This is a genomic window from Corynebacterium sputi DSM 45148 (assembly GCF_000427865.1).
GTDB lineage: Bacteria > Actinomycetota > Actinomycetes > Mycobacteriales > Mycobacteriaceae > Corynebacterium > Corynebacterium sputi.
Genome location: NZ_ATYV01000010.1, coordinates 55,852 through 75,520, shown reverse-complemented (window position 1 = coordinate 75,520; position 19,669 = coordinate 55,852). Strand labels below are relative to the sequence as shown.

Genomic DNA, 19,669 nt, shown 5'->3' with positions numbered 1-19,669 from the left:
CCTCCAGTGCCTTCCCCTGATGCCGGTCTCGCCGGCTCCCGGACGGATGCCGGGACGGTACGAGACCATTGGCGGGGCTCCGGCCACCGTTGCCGGAGGTAACTCACATGCGGACGCGCAAAAGCGCCTCCCCATGCCAGGACAGTGGAGGTGAGTGTCTTACTTGTAGCGGTAGACGATTCGCCCGCGCTCGAGGTCGTACGGAGAAAGCTCGACGACAACTCGGTCCTCGGGGAGGATGCGGATGTAGTGCTGGCGCATCTTTCCGCTGATGTGGGCGAGCACCTTGTGCCCGTTATCCAGTTCCACTCGGAACATTGCGTTCGGCAGGGGCTCGACGACGCGGCCCTCTACCTCGATGGCGCCTTCCTTCTTAGCCATATCCTCCACGTTTCCCCGGCGCTTCAAGCCAGTTGGGTGATGTCTTGCTACACAGGTTCAGTAGCCGCGTTCCCTCGATGAGGGGACACGTATCCTGTACCAGCGTTCCACGTTACACCCGACCTGGGATTTCTCCAAACTCCGCGGCCCGACGACTCCGTCACACTAGCTACCGATTGTCGGACTGCTCCTGTGCGGAGATCTGGGCGTCGTCAAGCGAGCTTCCTTCAAGCTCCTTGAGGCGGAACTTACCGTCCTCCTCGCCGCCAAGATCACCCTTGGCCATCTTGTTCACGGTCATGGCGATTGCTCCGTCACCGGTGACGTTGCAAGCGGTACCAAAGGAATCGATCGCAATGTAGGCGGCGATCATGAGGGCGATCTGGGATTCGTCGAAGCCCAACTGCGCCTGCAGCACGCCGACAGCAGCCATAATCGCGCCACCCGGCACGCCCGGAGCTGCAACCATCATCACGCCGAGCATGAAGATGAAGCCCAGTGCCTGACCAACGGTCACCGGAATGTCGTCCATGTACGCGATAGAGAAGGCGAACAGACTGATCTTCATCATCGAACCGGACAGGTGCACCGCAGCGGACAGTGGAACCACGAAGCCGGCGACGGACTTGCTGACCCCGTTGCTCTCCACACAGCTCAGCGTGACCGGGATGGTAGCGGCAGAGGAAGAGGTGCCCAGTGCCGTGAAGTAGGCGGGCATCATGCCCTTGAGAGCAGTGAAAGGGTTCTTACCCGCATAGATTCCCGCGGCGCTGAATTGCAGGACCAGGACCAAGAATGTCATGACCGTCGCCAGGAGCAGGACCTTGACGAACATCGACAGCGTCTCGACGAGGTTGCCATTCATGCCCATCGACAAGAACATGCCGAAGATGAAGAACGGCAGCAGCGGGATCACGAACTTGGCCACGACGAGCATGATGACGTCGCGGAATTCCACGGCAGCCTTCTGTAGCGTCTCGGACTTGACGTACGCCATGGACAAACCAACGGCGAAGGCCAGCAGCAGCGCGGTCATAATCTCAAACGGAGCAGGCATCTCAATCGAGAAGTACGGCTCGAGCTCACCGGCACCGATATCAACGGCGTCGCCGACACCCTGGTCCCCAAGCAGCGTCGGGTACAAAGCCATAGACACGCCATAAGCGATGAGGCCGGAGATCACCGTCGACGCATACGCGATACCGGTGGTGACACCCAGCCATTTACCGGCACCCTTGCCCAGCGCAGAGATCGCCGGAGTGATCAGAGCGAAAATCAGCACCGGAACGAAGAAGCCCAGGAAGCTACTGAACAGCCCGTTGAAGGTGACGAAGACCTTGGCCAGCCACTCCGGGAAGAAAAGGCTGCAGACGATGCCGAGGAGAATCGCCATGATGATCCAGAAGAGCAGCGACTGGGTTATGCGTTTGAGGTTCATGCGTTCCTTGGGAAGTAGTTACGGGCGCGGGGTGAGGATTCGGGGTCCGGCTGCGGTGGCCGCGACCGTGTGCTCCCAGTGTGCGGAGGGTCGACCGTTGGCGGAAACGACAGTCCAGTCGTCGTCGAGGACGAAGCTCTCCGTCTCTCCGCCGAGGATCAGCATCGGCTCGATGGCCAGTACAGAGCCTTCGACAATGTGCTCCCCCTTGCCCGGCTTGCCCTCATTGGGCAGGAAGGGGTCCATGTGCATCTCGCGTCCGATCGCGTGTCCGCCATAATCGGCAACGATGCCCAGCTCAATGCCGTGGCGAAGTTCGGCCGCAGCGGTGGCGACCTCGAGTGCGTGACTGATGTCCGTCAGTCGGTTACCCGGAACCATCGCCGCGATACCTGCGTCGAGGACCTCTGCAGTTGAAAGATTGAGCTTCCCGACGTCCTCAGCCAACTCCCCCACACCGAACGACCAGGCGGAATCACCGTGCCATCCATCGAGAATTGCTCCGCAGTCCACTGAGACCAGGTCTCCCTCAGCGAGAACGAGTTCGCTGGACGGGATGCCGTGAACGACGACCTTGTTCACCGAGCAGCAGATCGACCCGGGGAAACCCTCGTATCCGAGGAAGGACGGAACACCGCCAGCTCCGATAATGATCTGGTGGGCGACGTCATTGAGATCCTGGGTCGTCACCCCGGGGCCAACAGCGTCCTTCACGGCCACTAGTGCCCTGCCGACGAGCTCGCCCGCCGCCTGCATCGCGTCCAGCTCACCCGGGGTTCGGGCGGGGACGGTCTTTGATTTACGTCGGAACAGACTCACAGGCGGTCAGAATACTCCGAAAATCCCGACATACTTAATCGTTCCCAAGTAAAGCGACGATCCCCGCTCCACGGTGTGGGGCGGGGATCGTCGGGAAGCAGGGTCTACTTGAGACCGTTGATGCCTTCCAGGGCGCGCTCGTTAATCTCCTCAACGGAGCCCTCAGCCTGAACGGTGACAATGGAGCCGGCGTAGTAATCCAGCAGCGGTGCCGTCTCGGTCTCGTAGACGCGCATGCGGTTACGAATGACGTCCTCGGTGTCGTCCGCGCGGCCACGGGCCAGCATGCGGTCGACGACAACGTCCTCAGAGACGTCGAACTGCACGACTCCGTCAGCCTCCAAACCGAGGCCCGAGAGGATGCGCTTGAGCTCGTCGGCCTGCGGCACGGTGCGCGGGAAGCCGTCGAGGAGGAAGCCGTCCTTGGCGTCCTCATCCTGCAGGCGGGACTCGACCATGCGGACAGTCACGTCATCAGGAACGAGGTTGCCGGCGTCGATGTAGGACTTTGCCTCCAGACCGAGCGGGGTTCCTTCGCCGATGTTGGCGCGGAACAGGTCACCGGTGGAGATGTGGGGGACGCCCAGCTTCTCGGACAGGATGGCGGCCTGAGTGCCCTTACCGGCACCGGGAGGACCAACAAGAATAAGTCGCATTACTTCAAGAACCCTTCGTAGTTGCGTTGCATCATCTGGCTTTCAATCTGCTTCACCGTCGTCAGCGACACGCTCACGAGAATCAGCAGTGCGGTACCACCGAACATTCCGGCCATAGAGCCGGAGCCTCCGCCGAGACCCATATCGAGCGCCAAGTTTGGCAGGACAGCGATGAGGCCGAGATACGTGGATCCAACGACCAGCAGTCGGGTCATGACGTACCCGAGGTACTGGGCGGTCGGTCGACCCGGACGGTAGCCCGGAATGAATCCACCGTACTTCTTCATGTTCTCAGCCTGGTCGTCGGGCGAGTACTGAACCGAAACGTAGAAGAAGGAGAAGAACACGATCAGTGCGAAGAAGCCGAGGATGTACTGCCAGCTCGACGGGTTCGTGAGGTACTGGACCACGTTCTGCTGCCACCAGCTATCCAGGTTCTCCTGGTTCTCACCGGACTGGACGATCTGAGTGATCAGCACCGGCACGTAGATCAACGACGATGCGAAGATCACCGGGATAACGCCGGCCTGGTTGACCTTCAGCGGCAGGTAGGTGGAGGTGCCGCCGTACTGGCGACGTCCGACCATGCGCTTGGCGTACTGCACCGGGATACGGCGCTGCCCCTGCTCAATGAAGATGACGAAGACGATGACAGCAAACACTGCAGCCATAACGACAGCGAACACCAGCGGGCCTGAGGACTCCCAGATGCTCACGCCCATGGATGGCATCTGAGCAGCGATACCAGCGAAGATCATCAAAGACATTCCGTTGCCGACGCCGCGCTCAGTGACGAGCTCACCCATCCACATGACCAGGACTGCACCTGAGGTGAGGACCATGACCATTACGGCCATGTCCCAGACTCCAGCGCCCTCGATAAGGAGGGACTGGTTACCGCCGAGCAGACCACCGTTCTGAGCCATCGCGACGATGCCGGCAGACTGCAGGAGCGCCAGGGCGACAGTCAGGTACCTGGTGTACTGCGTCATCTTGCCCTGACCGGACTGCCCCTCCTTCTTCAGCTGCTCGAAGTGTGGAATCACCACGGTGAGCAGCTGCACAATGATCGACGCCGTGATGTACGGCATGATGCCGATACCGAAGACGGCGATCTGAAGCAGCGCTCCACCCGAAAACAGGTTGATCAGGTTATAGACGCTGGACTGGTCCTGCGTCACGGCCTCGAGCCGCGAGGCGACGACGTTGTAGTCGACACCCGGGGTCGGGATCTGCGCACCGATGCGGTACAGAATAACCATGCCCACTGTGAACAGGATCTTCTTCCGCAGGTCGACGTCACGAAATGCCGCCAGGAATCCGGTTGGCACGTGCATCCTCCTGAAAAGCCGGGCACGCGGACGCACGCCAGCAATATAACGAATTAATCAAACTAATGAGATCGGGCCAAGTCTAGCAGCGAGTGGCGCATAGGTACGCCTCACACCCGGGCTGTGGCTCCGGTTCACCGGATTCGGATCGTTATCGATCCGTAAGGCGGAGAACTCCAGAGGCCATCATCACCGGCTCAGCGGCCCACGTCAACCGAAAAACAGGTGGTATCGCCCACGGCGAACATGGCAAAAGCGCCCCTTCCCGATTGGGAAGGGGCGCTCAGGGCCTGTCAGAGAGACTTACGCCTCGTTGACGGAGCCGCCTGCAGCCTCGATCTTCGACTTCGCAGAGCCGGAGAACTTGGTTGCGGTGACGTTGACAGCAACGGTGATGTCACCGGAGCCGAGAACCTTCACCGGCTGCTTCGGGCGCACAGCGCCCTTAGCGACGAGGGTCTCGACGGTAACGTCGCCACCCTCCGGGAACAGACGAGCCAGATCCGCGACGTTGACAACCTGGTAGGTGATCTTCGCCGGGTTCTTGAAGCCGCGCAGCTTCGGCAGACGCATCTGTAGCGGCATCTGGCCACCTTCGAATGCGGCCGAAACCTGCTTGCGGGCCTTGGTGCCCTTGGTGCCGCGACCAGCGGTCTTACCCTTGGATGCCTCACCGCGACCAACGCGGGTCTTGGCCTTCTTCGCGCCCGGTGCCGGGGCGAGATCGTGGAGCTTAATGGGTTCGCTCATGTTTACCTACTCCCCCGCCACTTCTTCGACCTCGACCATGTGGCGTACGACCAGGATCTGACCGCGAACGACCGGGGTGTCCGGGCGAACGACGGACTGGTGGATACGCTTCAGACCGAGAGAGCGCAGCGAGTCCTTCTGCTTCTGCTTGGTACCCGCGGTGCCGCGGGTCTGAGTGATCTTCAGAGCCATGATTTACGCTCCCTGACCTGCGCGAGCGCGCAGCATACCGGCCGGAGCAACCTCTTCAAGGGTCTTGCCGCGGCGAGCCGCGATTTCCTCCGGACGCACCAGCTGCTTGAGAGCAGCAACGGTGGCGTGGACGACGTTGATGTGGTTGTCGGAGCCGAGCGACTTCGACAGGATGTCCTGGACGCCAGCGGCTTCCAGGATCGGGCGGACTGCGCCGCCGGCGATGACACCGGTACCCGGTGCTGCCGGACGGAGCATGACGACGCCTGCGGCTGCCTCACCCTGGACCGGGTGCGGGATGGATCCGCCGATCATCGGAACGCGGAAGAAGTTCTTACGAGCTTCCTCTGCACCCTTCTGAATCGCTGCGGGAACTTCCTTGGCCTTGCCGTAGCCGACGCCGACCATGCCCTGACCGTCACCGACGATCACGAGAGCGGTGAAGGAGAAGCGACGGCCGCCCTTCTGAACCTTCGACACGCGGTTGATGGTGACGACGCGCTCGATGTACTGCGAGCGCTCGTCCTGCTGCTGACGGCGGTTATCGCGGTCGCGTCCGCCGCCGCGGCGGTTGTTGTTTCCGGCGGAGCCACGTCCGCCATCGCGCTGTTCGCGTTCCGACATCACGCGTTCCTTCCGTTGAGGGTGTTGATCATCATTAGAACTTCAGACCACCTTCGCGAGCGGCGTCGGCCAGTGCGGCGACGCGGCCGTGGTACTGGTAGCCACCACGGTCGAAGACGACCTGCTCGATGCCGGCCTCCTTCGCGCGGGCAGCGATCAGCTCGCCGACCTTGATGCCGCGGGTCTTCTTGTCACCCTCGATGGAGCGGAACTCCGGCTCGACGGTGGAAGCTGCAGCCAGGGTACGACCGACGGTGTCGTCGATGACCTGTGCACTGATGTGGCGGGAAGAACGGTGGATGACCAGACGCGGGGTCTGCTCGGTGCCGCGGATCTTCTTGCGCAGACGTGCGTGACGGCGGTTGCGGGCGATGCGGCGGCGAGTGGAAATGTCCTTGCCGACCGGAGTGCGCTTTTCGTTGTTGCTCATTACTTACCCGTCTTTCCGACCTTGCGACGGACCTGCTCGCCCTCGTAGCGGATGCCCTTACCCTTGTACGGGTCGTCCTTCCGCAGACGACGGATGTTGGCGGCGATCTGTCCAACCTGCTGCTTGTCGATGCCCGAGACGGACAGCTTGGTGTTGCCGTCGACCTCGAAGGTGATGCCTTCCGGAGCCTTGATCAGGACCGGGTGGGAGTAACCCAGAGCGAACTCCAGGTCGCTGCCCTTCTTGACGACGCGGTAGCCGACACCGAAGATCTGCATCTTGATGGTGTAGCCCTCGGTGACGCCAACGACCATGTTGTTCACGAGGGAACGGGACAGGCCGTGCAGGGAGCGGTTGGTGCGGTGGTCATCCGGACGAGCAACGACAATCTCGTTCTCTTCCTGGGTGACGCTGATGGGAGCCGGAACGGCGACAGAAAGCTCACCCTTCGGGCCCTTGACGGTGACATCCTGGCCGGAGATCGTCGCAGTGACGCTCGAGGGCAGGACGACCGGGTTCTTACCGATACGTGACATTGGTCAGAATCCCCCTTTACCAGACGTAGGCGAGGACTTCCCCGCCCACCTTCTTATCGGTGGCCTGACGATCAGTCAGCAGACCCTGAGACGTGGAGATGATCGCCACGCCCAGGCCGCCCAGGACCTTCGGCAGGTTGGTGGACTTCGCGTAAACGCGGAGGCCCGGCTTGGAGATACGGCGGATGCCTGCGAGCGAACGCTCACGGGACGGGCCGTACTTGAGGGTCAGGGTCAGGTTCTTGCCGACCTTGGCATCCTCAACGGTGAAATCCTCGATGTAGCCTTCCTGCTTCAGGATCTCGGCAATGTTTGCCTTGATCTTGGAGGACGGCATCGACACGGTGCCGTGGAACGCGTTGTTAGCGTTACGCACGCGCGACAGCATGTCGGCGATGGGATCAGTCATGGTCATGTTGGTGACCGTTTCCTTTCTCGCCACGGTTCCCTACCCACCCCTGGCGTCTCAATCTGGACACCGATGCGTGATCCGCTCGATTTGCGGGCTGCTCAGCGCCAGCGGAATTCAGTAATTCCGGTGGCTCGCCACCCTGTGACGCGCGGGACGCTGTGAGGCGGGGGGCCTTCAGCAAAGTTGACGTTGTACTGCCGCTTCTCTCAGCGCGCATGCGAAATGCGCTGCTATAGAAGCAGACCGTTTGAGGCTACCAGCATCTGCAGTGTTCTCCAAAGCGTCAATTATGCGATCTACGTGACATTTTGGACCGTCACCGGGAGGCGGCGTTCTCCAACGCGTCAGCGATCTGACCGAGTACCCATTCACGGGACACCGCAGACTGGTCCGCCAACGCTGCCGCGACGGCGGAGCCGTTCTCCACGACCGCGCCGGAGCGCACCTGCGGAAGGTTCTGGTACCCCGGAATCGCGTGGACGGCGTCGAGTCGGTCGCCGGCGTCGAGAACCATGAAGTCCACTGAGAGGTCACCAATCCGCTCTTTACGGATGACCGCACGCCCGTCTTCAACCGATGCTGCCCGAACTGACATTGAGGTCGGAGTCTTCATTCCCAGTTCAGAGAAGAATCTGGCCGCAGGATGGGAATCATCGAGGGAGACTCTGAAGGCTCCACCCCAGTGACGCGCCAGGACAGCGGTGCTGCCAGACAGTCCACTATTCGAATCACGGGCGGCCTCCATGCGGCGATGATCCTTAACGATCACGTCCGCAGCCGCAGCCTCGGCGTCGAAGATCTGGCCGAGTTGCATGAGCTGTTCGCTCCATGCCTTCTCATCAGGCGCAGGTCCGGAAGTGAGGGTGGGGGCGATGTCAGAGAGGGCGTCGTAAAGCTCCTCTCCATGCACTGAACGACCCCCAACGATCAGGTCCGGGTTCGACTCCTCGACCTCATCGGCGGAGATCCTCGGAACATCCTCGAGCATATCCTCACGCCACTGCGCAGGGTGATCACCTGGAAATTCGATGACAGCGACCGGGGTGACGCCCAACGAGACAAGATTATCCACCGCCGAACCAAAAGCGACAACTCTCTCAGGATTCATCGGATAATGGGCCGCCTGCGTGGTGTGCCCAGTGGCCGCGCACCCAGTCAGGGCGAGCGCAGCAGTGAGAGCGCACGCCAGTCCCCTGGCGTGAAAAATCGCTCTCATGTTCCCCCTTGAAAACACTGGTCAGGCTAATTCAGACTCAGCACATTATCTTATTGTGGCTAGGTCAACCAAAGTGGTCATCCCCTCTGATCTCGCTTGCTGACTTTTCCCACGCCAGTGAGGGGGAACTCACTAACTATGTTGACCACATCCGGGACGGCGAACGACGCGGCCCCGGATTCACGGACAAATTTGCGCAGTGCAGAAGGTGTCGGCGCCGGGCCGTCGTACGTGCCAGGCTCGCGAAGGATGACGAGCGCCCTGATTTTTTCGCCGAGAACCTCATCTGGGTCTCCGACCACCGACACGTCATGGACAGCGCGATGGCGCAGGAGAGAATTCTCCACCACCTCCGGGGCAACCTTTTCTCCACCACGGTTAATCTGGTCCTTCGCCCGGCCGACGACGGTGATATTGCCGTTGGCGTCGATCTCCACTAGGTCGCCTGTGACGTAGAAGCCGTCCGACGTGAAGGAGGCGGCGTTCGCCTCTGGATTCCGGTGGTACCGGCGGATTGTGTACGGCCCCCGCGTCTGGAGTTGCCCTTGGTCACCAACTCGGATCTCGTCGTAAGGACTCATGGGAGTTCCCTGAGTGGTGGCCACAACCTCCGCCGGATCATCCAACTTCGTGTAATTCACCAGCCCTTCGGCCATCCCGAACACCTGCTGCAGCGCACAACCAAGTTCCGGACGCACTCGACTGGCCGCCGTCGCACTGAGCTTCGCGCCGCCAACCCACAGAGTCCGCAGCGACTCCAGCCCCTCGGCAGGTCGCTCAGCGTTCAAAAGTCCAAGAAGAAGCGGCGGGACCAGAGCCATGTGCGTGACCTGATGCCGGGCGACCATGCGCCGCACTGCGCTCGGAGAAGGATCCGGCACAAACACGATCGATGCCCCGACCTGAACTGCACCGAGGATGCCCGGCGAACTCATCGTGAAATTGTGCGAAGCCGGCAACACCACTGCCAGCACGTCCCCTTCCTGCAGGTCACACACATCAATGCTTGCTCGCACTGAGTACAGGTAATCGTCATGTGTGCGCGGAATTAGCTTTGGAACTCCAGTGGTCCCCCCTGACAACTGGAGGAAGGAGAGTTCGTGGGATTGGACGTCGGGAAGCAAAGGATTTTCCTGGGGCGCACAGGACCAGGGGTCCGGCGCGTCGACGTCGACGGCGAGCTGCACGACCTCGGACATCACCTCCGCCAGGCCGGTGAGCACACGGGACATATGCCGGTTGGGGCGGGCGGGACCGATGTGGTGCCGGGCCGGGTCGGTGCGCGCGAAATGGGCGACTTCGTCGCAGCCGTGGGCTGCCAATGCGAAGACCGGAATCGCACCCAGGCGCCAAATGGCGAAGATAGTCTCCAGGTAGGCGACGGAGTTCGGCAGTTGCACGATCACGCCGTCGCCGCGGCCGATCCCATGGCGCGACAACGTAGCGGCAGCCTTATTGACCTGCGCATCTAACTCGTTCCGGGTCAGAGACCGGTGCTGGTCAGAGGCGGCTGGAGCGTCACCAAACCTGGCGACTGCGCGCGCGAGGAGCGCCTGGTGCGTATCCCCAGTCCATGCCCCACACGCCCGATAGGCGTCGGCCTCTGCCTCTGTCATGCCGTTCGCGAGAACTCCGGTGTCATCCAGCGACGCCATGAGCGCGTTGACCGTGACTGTCATGCCCACTCCTCGTAGTTAGGCAACCCTGCGGCTCATTAGGGTAGCGTAATCTACATTGATGGAACTATGTCGAATTAAGGAGATACATGTCTGACAGCTTTCGTGCGGAACTCACCGGAAAAGTCGCCGAACTTCTCGGCGTCGCCCCGGCCGCCGTAAACCCCACCGAAGAACTTGCTGACCACGGACTGGACTCGGTCCGAATGATGGAGGTTCTCGAATGGGCACGCAGCCGCGGACGGGACGCCGACTTCGCAGACCTGCTGGAAGACACCACTCTCGATGCGTGGGTCGACCTGTTCCGACCGACCGACGGAGAGTGACCCGGTGCATTGCCTGGTTACCGGCGCCGCCGGTGGGATCGGAGCGGCCATCGTCGACTCACTCGAGCAGTCCGGCCATGCTGTCACCGCTTGGGACCTCGACGATGTCGACGTAACTGACGCGAAGGCTGTGTCTGCCGCAGTCGCCGAACTGGAACGCTTCACAGGCCCAGTCGATGCCCTCGTTCATGCCGCCGGAATACTGCTTCCCGACGCCTCCCTCTCCCCCGATTCCCTCGCCCTCCACCGGTCAATATCGGTGAACTTCTTTGGCGTGGTGAATGTCTGCTCGGCCGTGGCGGAGAAGATGACCTCTCGCGGAGACGGTGCCATCGTGGTCGTATCGTCGAACGCGGCGTCGGTCCCGAGGGCCGGAATGGCGGCGTACGGGGCATCGAAGGCTGCTGCGACATCATGGACCAAAACCCTGGCTCTGGAGTGCGCGCCGCAGGGCGTTCGTGTGAACGTGGTGTCCCCTGGATCGACCGACACGCCGATGCTTCACGGATTGGCGGATGAGGCCGGATCGATCGCCGGCGACGCTGATCTGTACCGACTAGGAATTCCGCTGCGCCGGATCGCAGATCCCTATGACGTAGCCGGAGCGTGCGCGTTCTTGCTCTCCCCCGCCGCGCGGCACATCACAATGCACGATCTGCGCGTAGACGGAGGGGCCACGCTGGACGCCTAGCGGACCGCGGCCGGCTCTGGTTGCGGCACCGTGACGGACGGGCGGCTGGCTGCCACCCCACGGGAGAGACACACCGCCAGGTGCACCAGCAGCAACCCGAGCAACGCCAGGCTCAGTACGTCGAACCACGCTGAAGCGGTGGCGACGGACATCTGGTGCGCTCCCAACCCGAGTACTCCGACCGGGAAGGTCGAGCCCCACCATGCCGGTGTGTACCCGGCGCCACGCAGGCAGGCGCGGGTGAAGATGACGGCGGCAAAGAGGAACATCGGGACCGCGAGAGCGAACGCGATATACCCGTAGGTAGTTCCAGCGCCGAGCAATAGTGCTACGACCGTGGACTGGCCAAGGATGCCGAGGGGAATCCACGTAGTACCGGCAAAAGCATCCGGCACAGACGTGCGCTTTCGTGTCAGTGCCACATAGACGACGAGGAAAACGATCGGCGCAGTTAGTCCACTGAGAATCGCCATCGCCCCAGAGAGCTCCCACACGATGATGGAGAGTTCCTGCGACAACACCTCAGCGCGGGCGAGCTGAAGTCCAGAGGCTGCCGCCACCATCGGCGCAACCGTCGGCAATCCCCACAGGAATGTCGGAGGTCCAACGAAATGCTGCAATTGACGTGCACATACGGTGAGCGCGAGGGGCACCGCGAGGAACCACGCCACAGTCTGGAAGGCCCATACCCCTGTCACAGATGTCCATGCCGCCCCGAGTGAGACAAGCCCCATCGAGACCATCGCCCACGGCGCCATGAAGGCACGGCCGAAGCCCGGGTTACGCAACTTCACCCAGCCGACAATCAACGCAGCCGCGAGAACGGTTGCACCAAGTAGGAACATCCAGCTCAACAACCAGAGCCCGTGGACACCGCTGAGCACGGCGGCTACGGACACGCCCATTACACTGCCAGCCCACGCAGGGCCTGCAGGTGGGAGCTTGTCCGTGATCATGACTGTGACAGTAGATGGCGAAAGCCCCGGTGAGGTCATCGCGGAAACCGTGGGGGGTACAATGATTACGTGTACCCCAAGATTCCTGACGTCCCTCAGGTCGAAGCCATGCTCGCCGTCGACCGCCACGGCTCAATGTCCGCAGCGGCCCGCGCCCTGGGTGTGCCGCAGCAAACTGTGTCGACGCGGGTCTCGCAGGCGGAGCGGATTCTCGGCGTCCCAGTTTTCCGGCGTTCCCCGTACGGCACCGTCGCTACGGAGCAAGGCCGTGCGCTTCTCGACGCCTCATCCCACTTCCTCAACTCCGCATCCACATTCGCCCGAGTAGTACTGGAGCAGCGAGGAGCCCTCGGGTCTCATAGATTCCCGGTAGCCGTTTCCAACACTGTTGCGGAGATGTATTTTCCGGCTTGGGCTGCGACCTTTCACCGGCTGCATCCGGAGTCACAGATCGCAATGATCCAGGGCAATAGCTCCCAGGTACGCACGATGGTGTCTTCTGGCGAAGTCCAGCTGGGCATTGTCGAAGGCGGTGCGACCCTGCATGGCCTAGAGGAAGTCCCCCTCGGCACTGATGAGTTGATCTTGGTCGTTCCCACCGAACATCCATGGGCCGGCCGGGACGTGACCGCCGATGAGCTGCGCGGCGAGCCGCTGGTCGTTCGTGAGCCTGGATCTGGTTCTCGCGAGGTAATTACAACCGTTCTTGGAGATCTGGCTGAACCTGCAGGCGAGTTCGGGTCATTGTCCGCGCAACGCTCTGCGATTGCTCAACTCGGATCCCCCGGGATCATTGCCGCAGACGCTGTGGCTGATCACATCGAACTAGGTCGCCTCGTGCAGGTCAACACTCCGGGGCTGTCGTTCGAACGGCCCCTCACTGCAGTGCGTCTGCGCCGCGCCGGTGACAATGCCGACGCGGATGCTCTGATCGCAATCGCTCGGGACAATCCACCTGTGTAGACGCGAAAACACCGCCACGGTAGAAACCGTGGCGGTGTTAGTCGTGGCGAACTAGAGGTTCGCTGCGACGATCTTGCCCATTTCGATCATGCCGTTGACCGACGGGTGGTTGGTCATCGGACCCATTGCGGGGTCCTGGAAACCAACGACCCAGCGGTCCTCGTTGCTCGGGTTACAAGAGCCGTGGCCCTTGGAAGCCTCGTAGATGTCGATGAACTCCGAGCCGGTGGCCTGCGCAGCATGCTGAATGTTGTTGCGGAAGCCCTCCTGGATGCCGTTGGAGCCCGGGGTCGGGATCGGGTTGACCATGCCATCGAAGTTGACCAGGCAGAGCTCCTCATCCTGGCTGGCGTACTCCGGGTAGGACAGCAGGGTGACAGTTGCCTCCGGAGCGGCATTCTGAACGCGCTGCTTCACATCGGAGATGATGTTGACGAAGGTGTCGGTGGTCGGCACGTTCGGTCCGCCAACGAATCCGGCGGAGTCAATCCACTGTGCAGCGTCCATGCCGCCGTACATGAGGACGACGTCTTCGGTGCCCGGTCCAATGTCGCCGTACGCGATAGCGGACTCGACGTAGGCCTGGAGCTGAACGATCGGCATACCGCCGGTGCCGTTGCAGGACCAGTCGCCGACGGTCTTATTCAGTTCCTTGCCGGCGGTCTTCGGCCAGCTGTCAACGGAGGTGGAGCAGTTGGTGGTCCAGACGGTCTGACCGTCTTCCAGCACCCACTCGCCGTTCTTGCCGGCGTTAGCGGTGAAGGAGTCGCCGAATGCGACGAGCTGCTTCGAGCCGTCGCCGGTGGAACCGGTGGCCTCGGTCAGAGCGCCGACACCGTCGCCGATTGCGTCACCGACCGGGGTCAGGGGGTTGGCGATAGCCACGCCGGCGCCCAGGCCGACTACGGCAAGAGCAGCCACGGCGGTGGTGCGCATGGAGCGTGAGAGCTTCTTCATAAGTTTAAGTACCTCGCAGGATGGCGTCGTTAGCAAGTCGAGACATTCGGGCGGATCCCCTCCCAATAACGAACAGGAGAGTATCAGGTTCTTTAGAGGAGGTCTCAGGGTTTCTATCGCCCTACGTACGAAACCGTTACGGTTCCATAACGTGATGACGAGATTACGATAGCGCAGTTCAGCATGCATGCACAGCGGAAAATCCCAGTTCGCATTTCCGTAATCGGGGCCGCCGTGTCTGATCCGTTACCGTTTCAGGGTTTTGGGCATTAAATATGCTGCTAGAAGTTCACAGACGATATATACATAATCGCAAAACTACTGTGGTCGATGACACGAAGGCCCGCGAGATTCACCCGTCGGACCAGAGCACACGCCCCGCCTATCCGGGGGTAAGCGCATCAGCGGCGAATCACTTCCACTTCCTGACCCGGAGGACCGGAAAGAACCTGCGGTTTGGGGGTAACGGGCCCCTCTGGTTGATCTCCTGGGCGACCGACCAACGGGTAGTCATCCTCATCAGCACCCGGGTGGAAGATGTACGGGGTGTTTGCATCGGGGTCGCCGGCGTCTGCGAGCCCAACTTCCTGACGGGTCGGCAAGCTTCCGAGCTGCTCCGGAGACTCCGCCCGCATCCGCTCGATCGCCTCGTCTGGAATCACTCCATTAATGGCGACGATTCCGACGTCACCATCGAGGTACACCGGCGTTGTTCCCGGAGCGTTCCAGACTCCGTCATGGATAGACCAGAAGTACTCTTCTTCACTCCAGAGGTTCGGAGGTGAGATCAGGATGAATCCCACATCCAGATCGCGGACAGACTCGTCAATCGTGTTGAGTTCCCACTGTTCCTCGGGGCTAGCACCGGCGCCGATCTTGTCCGCGTGCCAGTAGATGTTGTTCGTCGCCGACTCATCCGCCACGTTAGGCCACTGGAAGTGCGTGAAAATCGAGGGCAATCCAGTCCACGGATACAACCAGGCCATGCCCTGGTTCGGGTTGTTGTAGGTGTTGTGCTCCCACGCTTCCGGCTGGGCAGCCAGCCAATCCATCGCACGAACGTCGGCCTCGTCGATCAACCACGGATCGTAGGTGTTGCCGAACGCGAAGATCCGGCTTTCTTGCGGCTGCTGTGCCGCCCATGGGGTGACAACGGCGGCCACAAGTGCCGCAACGATGACCGCGGCGACAGAGTTCTTCGGGTCCCAACTGCGAACCGCACCACCGGCGAGGAGCCAGAGCAGCACCGCAACGGCCACTCCAGCACCGGCTGCATAGAAAAAGGCAACCGGCATAATCAATCGGTGCGGCATGGAGTAGTGCAGCTCTCCATATACAGCGAGCAACGACCCGGTCAATCCTCCGAACGGCAACATCGCGTTGACCGTGAAGAACAGGAGCAGGATCATCGTCACTGCGGCCCACACTCCGCGGCGCCACAAGAGAATGATGGTCAGGCCAATCAGCCCCAGGATGATGACGGGCCAGACCGGCGGATCCTCGCTGGCGTGCCGCGTGAGCATGAGCAACACGTCTCGCCAAGCCTCCGACCGCGTAACCTCCTCGGTTCCGTCGAAACCAACCGAATCTTCAGCCTGACCGGACCGGATCATCACCAGCAGCTGCGGAGCGAGAATCACCATTGCAAGCAGGCCCGGCACCACCATCAGGGTGAAGTCGGCAATGCGCGAACGCACCGGATTCCACAATCGGTAGAAAACCCAATAAATTCCGGCCAGAAGAACCAGGACTGGAAGTGCAGCCAGGTGCACTTGGGCAGCACCAACAACTCCGAAGGCCACTGCAAAGAGACGGCGCGGGTGATGTGGCACGGTAACAAGAAGCGCGAGCAGCATCGGAACCAGAGATAGCGCCACCGCGTACGGCCAAGCACCAACTCCGAAACTGACGCTATAAAGAACCGGCAGCGCCGAGGAGAAGATAGCCGCGAATCCTGCTGCCAATGCTCGGATCAGACCAGGCCTGTCAACGAGCATCCATGCAAGTGCCGCTGCGCCAACCGGGATCGTTACTGCAGTGATCACCATGGCGGCAAGGTTCATCGTCGTCGTCGGTGAATTGCCTGTGATGTCACCGGTCAGCGCTGCGAAGCTGTGCCACGCCAGCGGATAGAAGTTCGCTGCCTGGCTTTCGTAATTAAATAGCTGCCCGGTCTGTGTCGGGGAGGCGATCCCGGTCTCTTGAATCCACCTAATGACGGATCCATGCCAGTTCGCATCCCAGAGCTGCGGGATCGTGTCTTGATTGACGTCGCCGGCACGCTGCCTCCACACGGGGATGAAGTTCGCTGCTGCACCTAACAACACACCGATCGGAGCCGGCGCTACCGTGATCCGCTGCCGCCAGCGTGGGGCGGCCGGGCCTTCGGCCGTCTGCCACATCCCATCATTAGCATCGGCGACGTTCTTTTTCGCAGAGCGCACACAGAGCACCCTCCACCCGAACGCCACAGCGATCAACACCAGGCAGGCTATAGCACTGGTGAGGAGATTGAAGGGCACGCCGATCCAATAGAGGCCGGCGCCGGCTAGTCCACAAACGGCGAAGGTAAGGGCTGGGGCCACAGCGAGTGCCCACCAGATCCGAAGTCCGGACACCATTCCGATGATCACTCCGGGCAGGTACAGGACCGCCAGCAGGATCAACATGGATCCGAGCAACGGAATCAACTCCTCGACATAGGGGGAATGCCAATTAAGGCTAGGTTAACGCGATAGGGCAGCAAAAATCCCCGCACCGAAAACGGTGCGGGGATTAAGCGACCAAACGTCTACTTCTTGAACGGGAAGCCGAGCTCGCGCAGCAGTGCGCGGCCCTCGTCATCGTTCGTTGCGGTGGTGACGATGGTGATGTCCATACCACGGGGACGATCGATCTGGTCGATGTCGATCTCGTAGAACATGGACTGCTCGGACAGGCCGAACGTGTAGTTGCCGTGGCCGTCGAACTGACGGTCCGAGAGGCCGCGGAAGTCGCGGATACGCGGAAGAGCAACGGTCAGCGTGCGGTCGAGGAACTCCCACATGCGGTCGCCACGGAGGGTGACCTTCGCACCGATGGGCATGCCCTCACGGAGTTTGAAGTTTGCGATGGAGTTCTTCGCGCGACGCAGCTGCGGCTTCTGACCCGTGATGAGGGTCAGGTCGTGCAGTGCACCGTTGATCTGCTTGGAGTCACGAGCAGCCTCGCCGACGCCCATGTTCACGACGACCTTGACGACGCCGGGAATCTGCATGACGTTCTCGTAGCTGAACTCGTTCTGCAGGCTCTCGCGGATCTCGGAGCGGTAGCGCGTCTTGAGACGCGGGGTGTAGTTGTCGCTCATGATCAGATGTCCTTCCCGGTACGGCGAGAGATACGAACCTTCTTGCCGTCCTCGTCGAAGCGGTAGCCGACGCGGGTCGGGGTGCCGTCCTCATCAACCAACATGACGTTGGAGATGTGGATCGGGGCCTCCTGCGTAACGATGCCGCCGGAGGAGGCACCGCGCTCTGCTGCAGAGTCGGCAACATGCTTCTTGATGCGGTTGACGCCCTCAACGAGGACCTTGTCACGGGTGGGGTACGCCTCGATGACGTTGCCCTTAGCACCCTTGTCCGGGCCAGAGATGACCAGCACGGTATCGCCCTTGCGGATCTTCAACTAAATCACCTCCGGTGCGAGAGACACGATCTTCATGAACTTCTTGTCGCGCAGCTCACGGGCAACGGGCCCGAAGATGCGGGTGCCGCGCGGCTCGCCGTCCGGCTTGATGATGACGGCTGCGTTCTCGTCGAAGCCGATGTAGGAGCCGTCCGGACGACGGGTCTCCTTCTTGGTGCGGACGACAACAGCCTTGACGATTTCGCCGGACTTGATGTTTCCACCCGGGGTGGCTTCCTTGACGGTGGCCACGATGACATCGCCGATACCGGCGAAACGTCGGGTCGAGCCGCCGAGCACGCGGATGCACAGGATTTCCCTAGCACCGGTGTTGTCGGCGACGCGCAGACGCGATTCCTGCTGAATCACTGCGGTTCTCCTTGACCTGGTTCTTCTTTGTGTGGACAGATTTCCGTCCTGACCACACTCGGTCTGATGGTTGCGCCGAAACGCAACCTTGCCATTATTACACCGTCCCGGCTCAGACCTCAAATATGTGATGCACGAGTCTTTGCTTCCCGACGTTTTTGTCCACAGCCATTCCCGTCAGCACTCGATCAGCCATCGCACCGAGGCAACTGGATTAGGAAAGGCAGGACCTTGCGCGACGTCGGAGAGCATCGGCAGCACCAATCGCGGGCAGGCCCCGAGGAGTTCGAGTCCGTCGCCGAGGTGGTCCTCGACTGACTGAGCGCTGATGGCACTATCTCTTGGCAGGCAATGTCGCACGATATCGCGGGCTGCCGGAGTAAAGAGGTCGAGGAACCACAGAGGCTGAGCACCACTTGCATCAATAGCGAGGTCGCACGTCACCGTCATCGGGCCCGCCGCAGCAGCCACTCCTGCAAGCACTGAACCGTCCGGGCGTGACCAGTTCGACGTGGTCGACGTCCATTCGCAGTAACTGATCGATCACAGCTCCGGCTGTTTCCCCGCCTCCAACCACTAGAACGCGGTGGAATTTTCGCTCCCGACCCATCGCTGCGAGCCGCCAGAAGCCGGCGGGGCCGATGAGCTTGCCGCTGTCGTCGGGAAGCGTTGGAGCACCTGAACCGGAGCCAGTGACCATGAGCGAGCCTGTAACCAACGTCGAGCAACCATCAACGGAACCGAGCTTGAGGGACCACTCCCCGCCCTTGACGTCGACTTCCATTACTTCTGCCCACACCACCGTGAGGTCAGCGCGATCGACCACCCAGCCGAGGTAGTCGTGCCATTGCCGATGGGTCGGGGATGGACGACCGCGGTCGACCCAGTCACCCAATCGACCCGTCGCAGCCAGGTAGGCATTCTATGAGTACGCCTGCACGGCGCGGTCAACCTCGGGATCTGCAGAGTTATAGGGGAACCCCACATCCTTCTCCGGCGATGTACCCAGCCTGTGCCGTCCGTCCGTCCAGCCACCAGCGGCAGTCCAGTTGGCGCCGGGACCTAGCCGGTCAATCAGCACCACCGATCGGGACGGGCGGCCTGCCGCTGCGCTTAGTTTCGCGCGCAGTGCCGTTGCAATTCCTTTAGGGCCCGCGCCGATCACCGCAAGGTCCGCCTTCTCTAGGGCAGTCACGTCGTTCAATCCTTTCGATGTAGTCATCGGAAATTCCATCACCCAACAGCAAGTTACGCAAGGCTAAGCTAAGGCATGACCGTCGCGT

The 19,669-nt window shown here is 61.4% G+C and carries 24 protein-coding genes; 3 read left to right on the top strand and 21 right to left on the bottom strand.

All coding sequences use genetic code 11. The annotated features are described in order from the left end of the window. Window positions 1–159 precede the first annotated feature (159 nt). The 13 genes from infA to YWU_RS0106460 all read right to left on the bottom strand — a co-directional run bounded on the left by infA (window position 160) and on the right by YWU_RS0106460 (window position 10,464). On the bottom strand, window positions 160–381 hold the full coding sequence (gene infA / locus YWU_RS0106520; protein ID WP_016422077.1) for a translation initiation factor IF-1: 222 nt from the start codon (window positions 379–381) through the stop codon (window positions 160–162). 169 nt (window positions 382–550) lie between these two features. Then, complete coding sequence (locus YWU_RS15555; RefSeq protein WP_051260119.1) at window positions 551–1,819, bottom strand: dicarboxylate/amino acid:cation symporter; 1,269 nt, start codon at window positions 1,817–1,819, stop codon at window positions 551–553. 18 nt (window positions 1,820–1,837) lie between these two features. Continuing rightward, window positions 1,838–2,638, bottom strand: a complete 801-nt coding sequence (gene map / locus YWU_RS0106510; protein ID WP_420805294.1) for a type I methionyl aminopeptidase — start codon at window positions 2,636–2,638, stop codon at window positions 1,838–1,840. Between the two features lie 104 nt (window positions 2,639–2,742). Beyond that, window positions 2,743–3,294, bottom strand: coding sequence for an adenylate kinase (locus tag YWU_RS0106505; RefSeq protein WP_027019838.1), 552 nt, complete (start codon window positions 3,292–3,294; stop codon window positions 2,743–2,745). Next, window positions 3,294–4,625, bottom strand: coding sequence for a preprotein translocase subunit SecY (gene secY / locus YWU_RS0106500; RefSeq protein ID WP_027019837.1), 1,332 nt, complete (start codon window positions 4,623–4,625; stop codon window positions 3,294–3,296). Before secY ends, YWU_RS0106505 begins: the two co-directional genes overlap by 1 nt. A 303-nt stretch (window positions 4,626–4,928) precedes the next feature. Continuing rightward, on the bottom strand, window positions 4,929–5,375 hold the full coding sequence (gene rplO, locus YWU_RS0106495) for a 50S ribosomal protein L15 (protein ID WP_027019836.1): 447 nt from the start codon (window positions 5,373–5,375) through the stop codon (window positions 4,929–4,931). 6 nt (window positions 5,376–5,381) lie between these two features. Next, a complete protein-coding gene (rpmD, locus tag YWU_RS0106490; protein WP_027019835.1) occupies window positions 5,382–5,567 on the bottom strand; it encodes a 50S ribosomal protein L30 in 186 nt (61 codons plus the stop codon). A 3-nt stretch (window positions 5,568–5,570) separates the two neighbouring features. Then, window positions 5,571–6,191: a 30S ribosomal protein S5 gene (gene rpsE / locus YWU_RS0106485; protein ID WP_027019834.1), complete on the bottom strand. Its 621-nt coding sequence runs from the start codon at window positions 6,189–6,191 to the stop codon at window positions 5,571–5,573. Between the two features lie 34 nt (window positions 6,192–6,225). Next, the gene (gene rplR, locus YWU_RS0106480) at window positions 6,226–6,621 is read right to left on the bottom strand and encodes a 50S ribosomal protein L18 (RefSeq protein WP_027019833.1); all 396 of its coding nucleotides are present in this window, start codon (window positions 6,619–6,621) and stop codon (window positions 6,226–6,228) included. Next, window positions 6,621–7,157, bottom strand: a complete 537-nt coding sequence (gene rplF, locus YWU_RS0106475; RefSeq protein WP_027019832.1) for a 50S ribosomal protein L6 — start codon at window positions 7,155–7,157, stop codon at window positions 6,621–6,623. The genes rplR and rplF overlap by 1 nt, the downstream gene beginning before the upstream one ends. A gap of 16 nt (window positions 7,158–7,173) precedes the next feature. Beyond that, on the bottom strand, window positions 7,174–7,572 hold the full coding sequence (rpsH, locus tag YWU_RS0106470) for a 30S ribosomal protein S8 (RefSeq protein ID WP_027019831.1): 399 nt from the start codon (window positions 7,570–7,572) through the stop codon (window positions 7,174–7,176). Window positions 7,573–7,885: 313 nt separating this feature from the next. Continuing rightward, window positions 7,886–8,785 (bottom strand): ABC transporter substrate-binding protein, encoded by a 900-nt coding sequence (locus YWU_RS15550; protein ID WP_084141900.1) that lies wholly within the window; start codon window positions 8,783–8,785, stop codon window positions 7,886–7,888. A 77-nt stretch (window positions 8,786–8,862) separates the two neighbouring features. Next, window positions 8,863–10,464 carry a (2,3-dihydroxybenzoyl)adenylate synthase gene (locus YWU_RS0106460; protein WP_027019830.1) on the bottom strand — a complete coding sequence of 534 codons (1,602 nt, stop codon included), beginning with the start codon at window positions 10,462–10,464 and terminating at the stop codon, window positions 8,863–8,865. A gap of 86 nt (window positions 10,465–10,550) precedes the next feature. Here YWU_RS0106460 and YWU_RS0106455 point away from each other — a divergent pair, with 86 nt between their 5' ends. Together YWU_RS0106455 and YWU_RS0106450 are read left to right on the top strand one after the other, a co-directional pair. After that, a complete protein-coding gene (locus tag YWU_RS0106455) occupies window positions 10,551–10,787 on the top strand; it encodes a phosphopantetheine-binding protein (RefSeq protein WP_027019829.1) in 237 nt (78 codons plus the stop codon). Then, on the top strand, window positions 10,747–11,478 hold the full coding sequence (locus tag YWU_RS0106450; protein WP_027019828.1) for an SDR family oxidoreductase: 732 nt from the start codon (window positions 10,747–10,749) through the stop codon (window positions 11,476–11,478). The genes YWU_RS0106455 and YWU_RS0106450 overlap by 41 nt, the downstream gene beginning before the upstream one ends. Here YWU_RS0106450 and YWU_RS15545 read toward each other — a convergent pair. Continuing rightward, entirely contained in the window at window positions 11,475–12,434 is a 960-nt protein-coding gene (locus tag YWU_RS15545) for an SLAC1 family transporter (RefSeq protein ID WP_051260117.1), read from the bottom strand. The two genes, YWU_RS0106450 and YWU_RS15545, sit on opposite strands and share 4 nt — an antisense overlap. A 69-nt stretch (window positions 12,435–12,503) precedes the next feature. Here YWU_RS15545 and YWU_RS0106440 point away from each other — a divergent pair, with 69 nt between their 5' ends. Further along, complete coding sequence (locus YWU_RS0106440; protein ID WP_027019827.1) at window positions 12,504–13,397, top strand: LysR family transcriptional regulator; 894 nt, start codon at window positions 12,504–12,506, stop codon at window positions 13,395–13,397. A 51-nt stretch (window positions 13,398–13,448) separates the two neighbouring features. Here YWU_RS0106440 and YWU_RS0106435 read toward each other — a convergent pair whose 3' ends face one another. From YWU_RS0106435 to YWU_RS0106400, 7 genes are all read right to left on the bottom strand, one after another. Then, complete coding sequence (locus YWU_RS0106435; protein WP_027019826.1) at window positions 13,449–14,354, bottom strand: GDSL-type esterase/lipase family protein; 906 nt, start codon at window positions 14,352–14,354, stop codon at window positions 13,449–13,451. Window positions 14,355–14,755: 401 nt separating this feature from the next. Continuing rightward, entirely contained in the window at window positions 14,756–17,035 is a 2,280-nt protein-coding gene (locus YWU_RS0106430; protein ID WP_034647326.1) for a DUF6541 family protein, read from the bottom strand. A 110-nt stretch (window positions 17,036–17,145) separates the two neighbouring features. After that, window positions 17,146–17,700 carry a 50S ribosomal protein L5 gene (rplE, locus tag YWU_RS0106425; protein ID WP_027019824.1) on the bottom strand — a complete coding sequence of 185 codons (555 nt, stop codon included), beginning with the start codon at window positions 17,698–17,700 and terminating at the stop codon, window positions 17,146–17,148. Between the two features lie 2 nt (window positions 17,701–17,702). Further along, complete coding sequence (gene rplX / locus YWU_RS0106420) at window positions 17,703–18,017, bottom strand: 50S ribosomal protein L24 (RefSeq protein ID WP_027019823.1); 315 nt, start codon at window positions 18,015–18,017, stop codon at window positions 17,703–17,705. Then, window positions 18,018–18,386 (bottom strand): 50S ribosomal protein L14, encoded by a 369-nt coding sequence (gene rplN, locus YWU_RS0106415; protein ID WP_027019822.1) that lies wholly within the window; start codon window positions 18,384–18,386, stop codon window positions 18,018–18,020. Window positions 18,387–18,807: 421 nt separating this feature from the next. Continuing rightward, on the bottom strand, window positions 18,808–19,299 hold the full coding sequence (locus tag YWU_RS0106405) for a SidA/IucD/PvdA family monooxygenase (RefSeq protein ID WP_084141896.1): 492 nt from the start codon (window positions 19,297–19,299) through the stop codon (window positions 18,808–18,810). Between the two features lie 9 nt (window positions 19,300–19,308). Further along, window positions 19,309–19,608, bottom strand: a complete 300-nt coding sequence (locus YWU_RS0106400) for a hypothetical protein (RefSeq protein ID WP_027019820.1) — start codon at window positions 19,606–19,608, stop codon at window positions 19,309–19,311. Window positions 19,609–19,669: the final 61 nt, after the last annotated feature.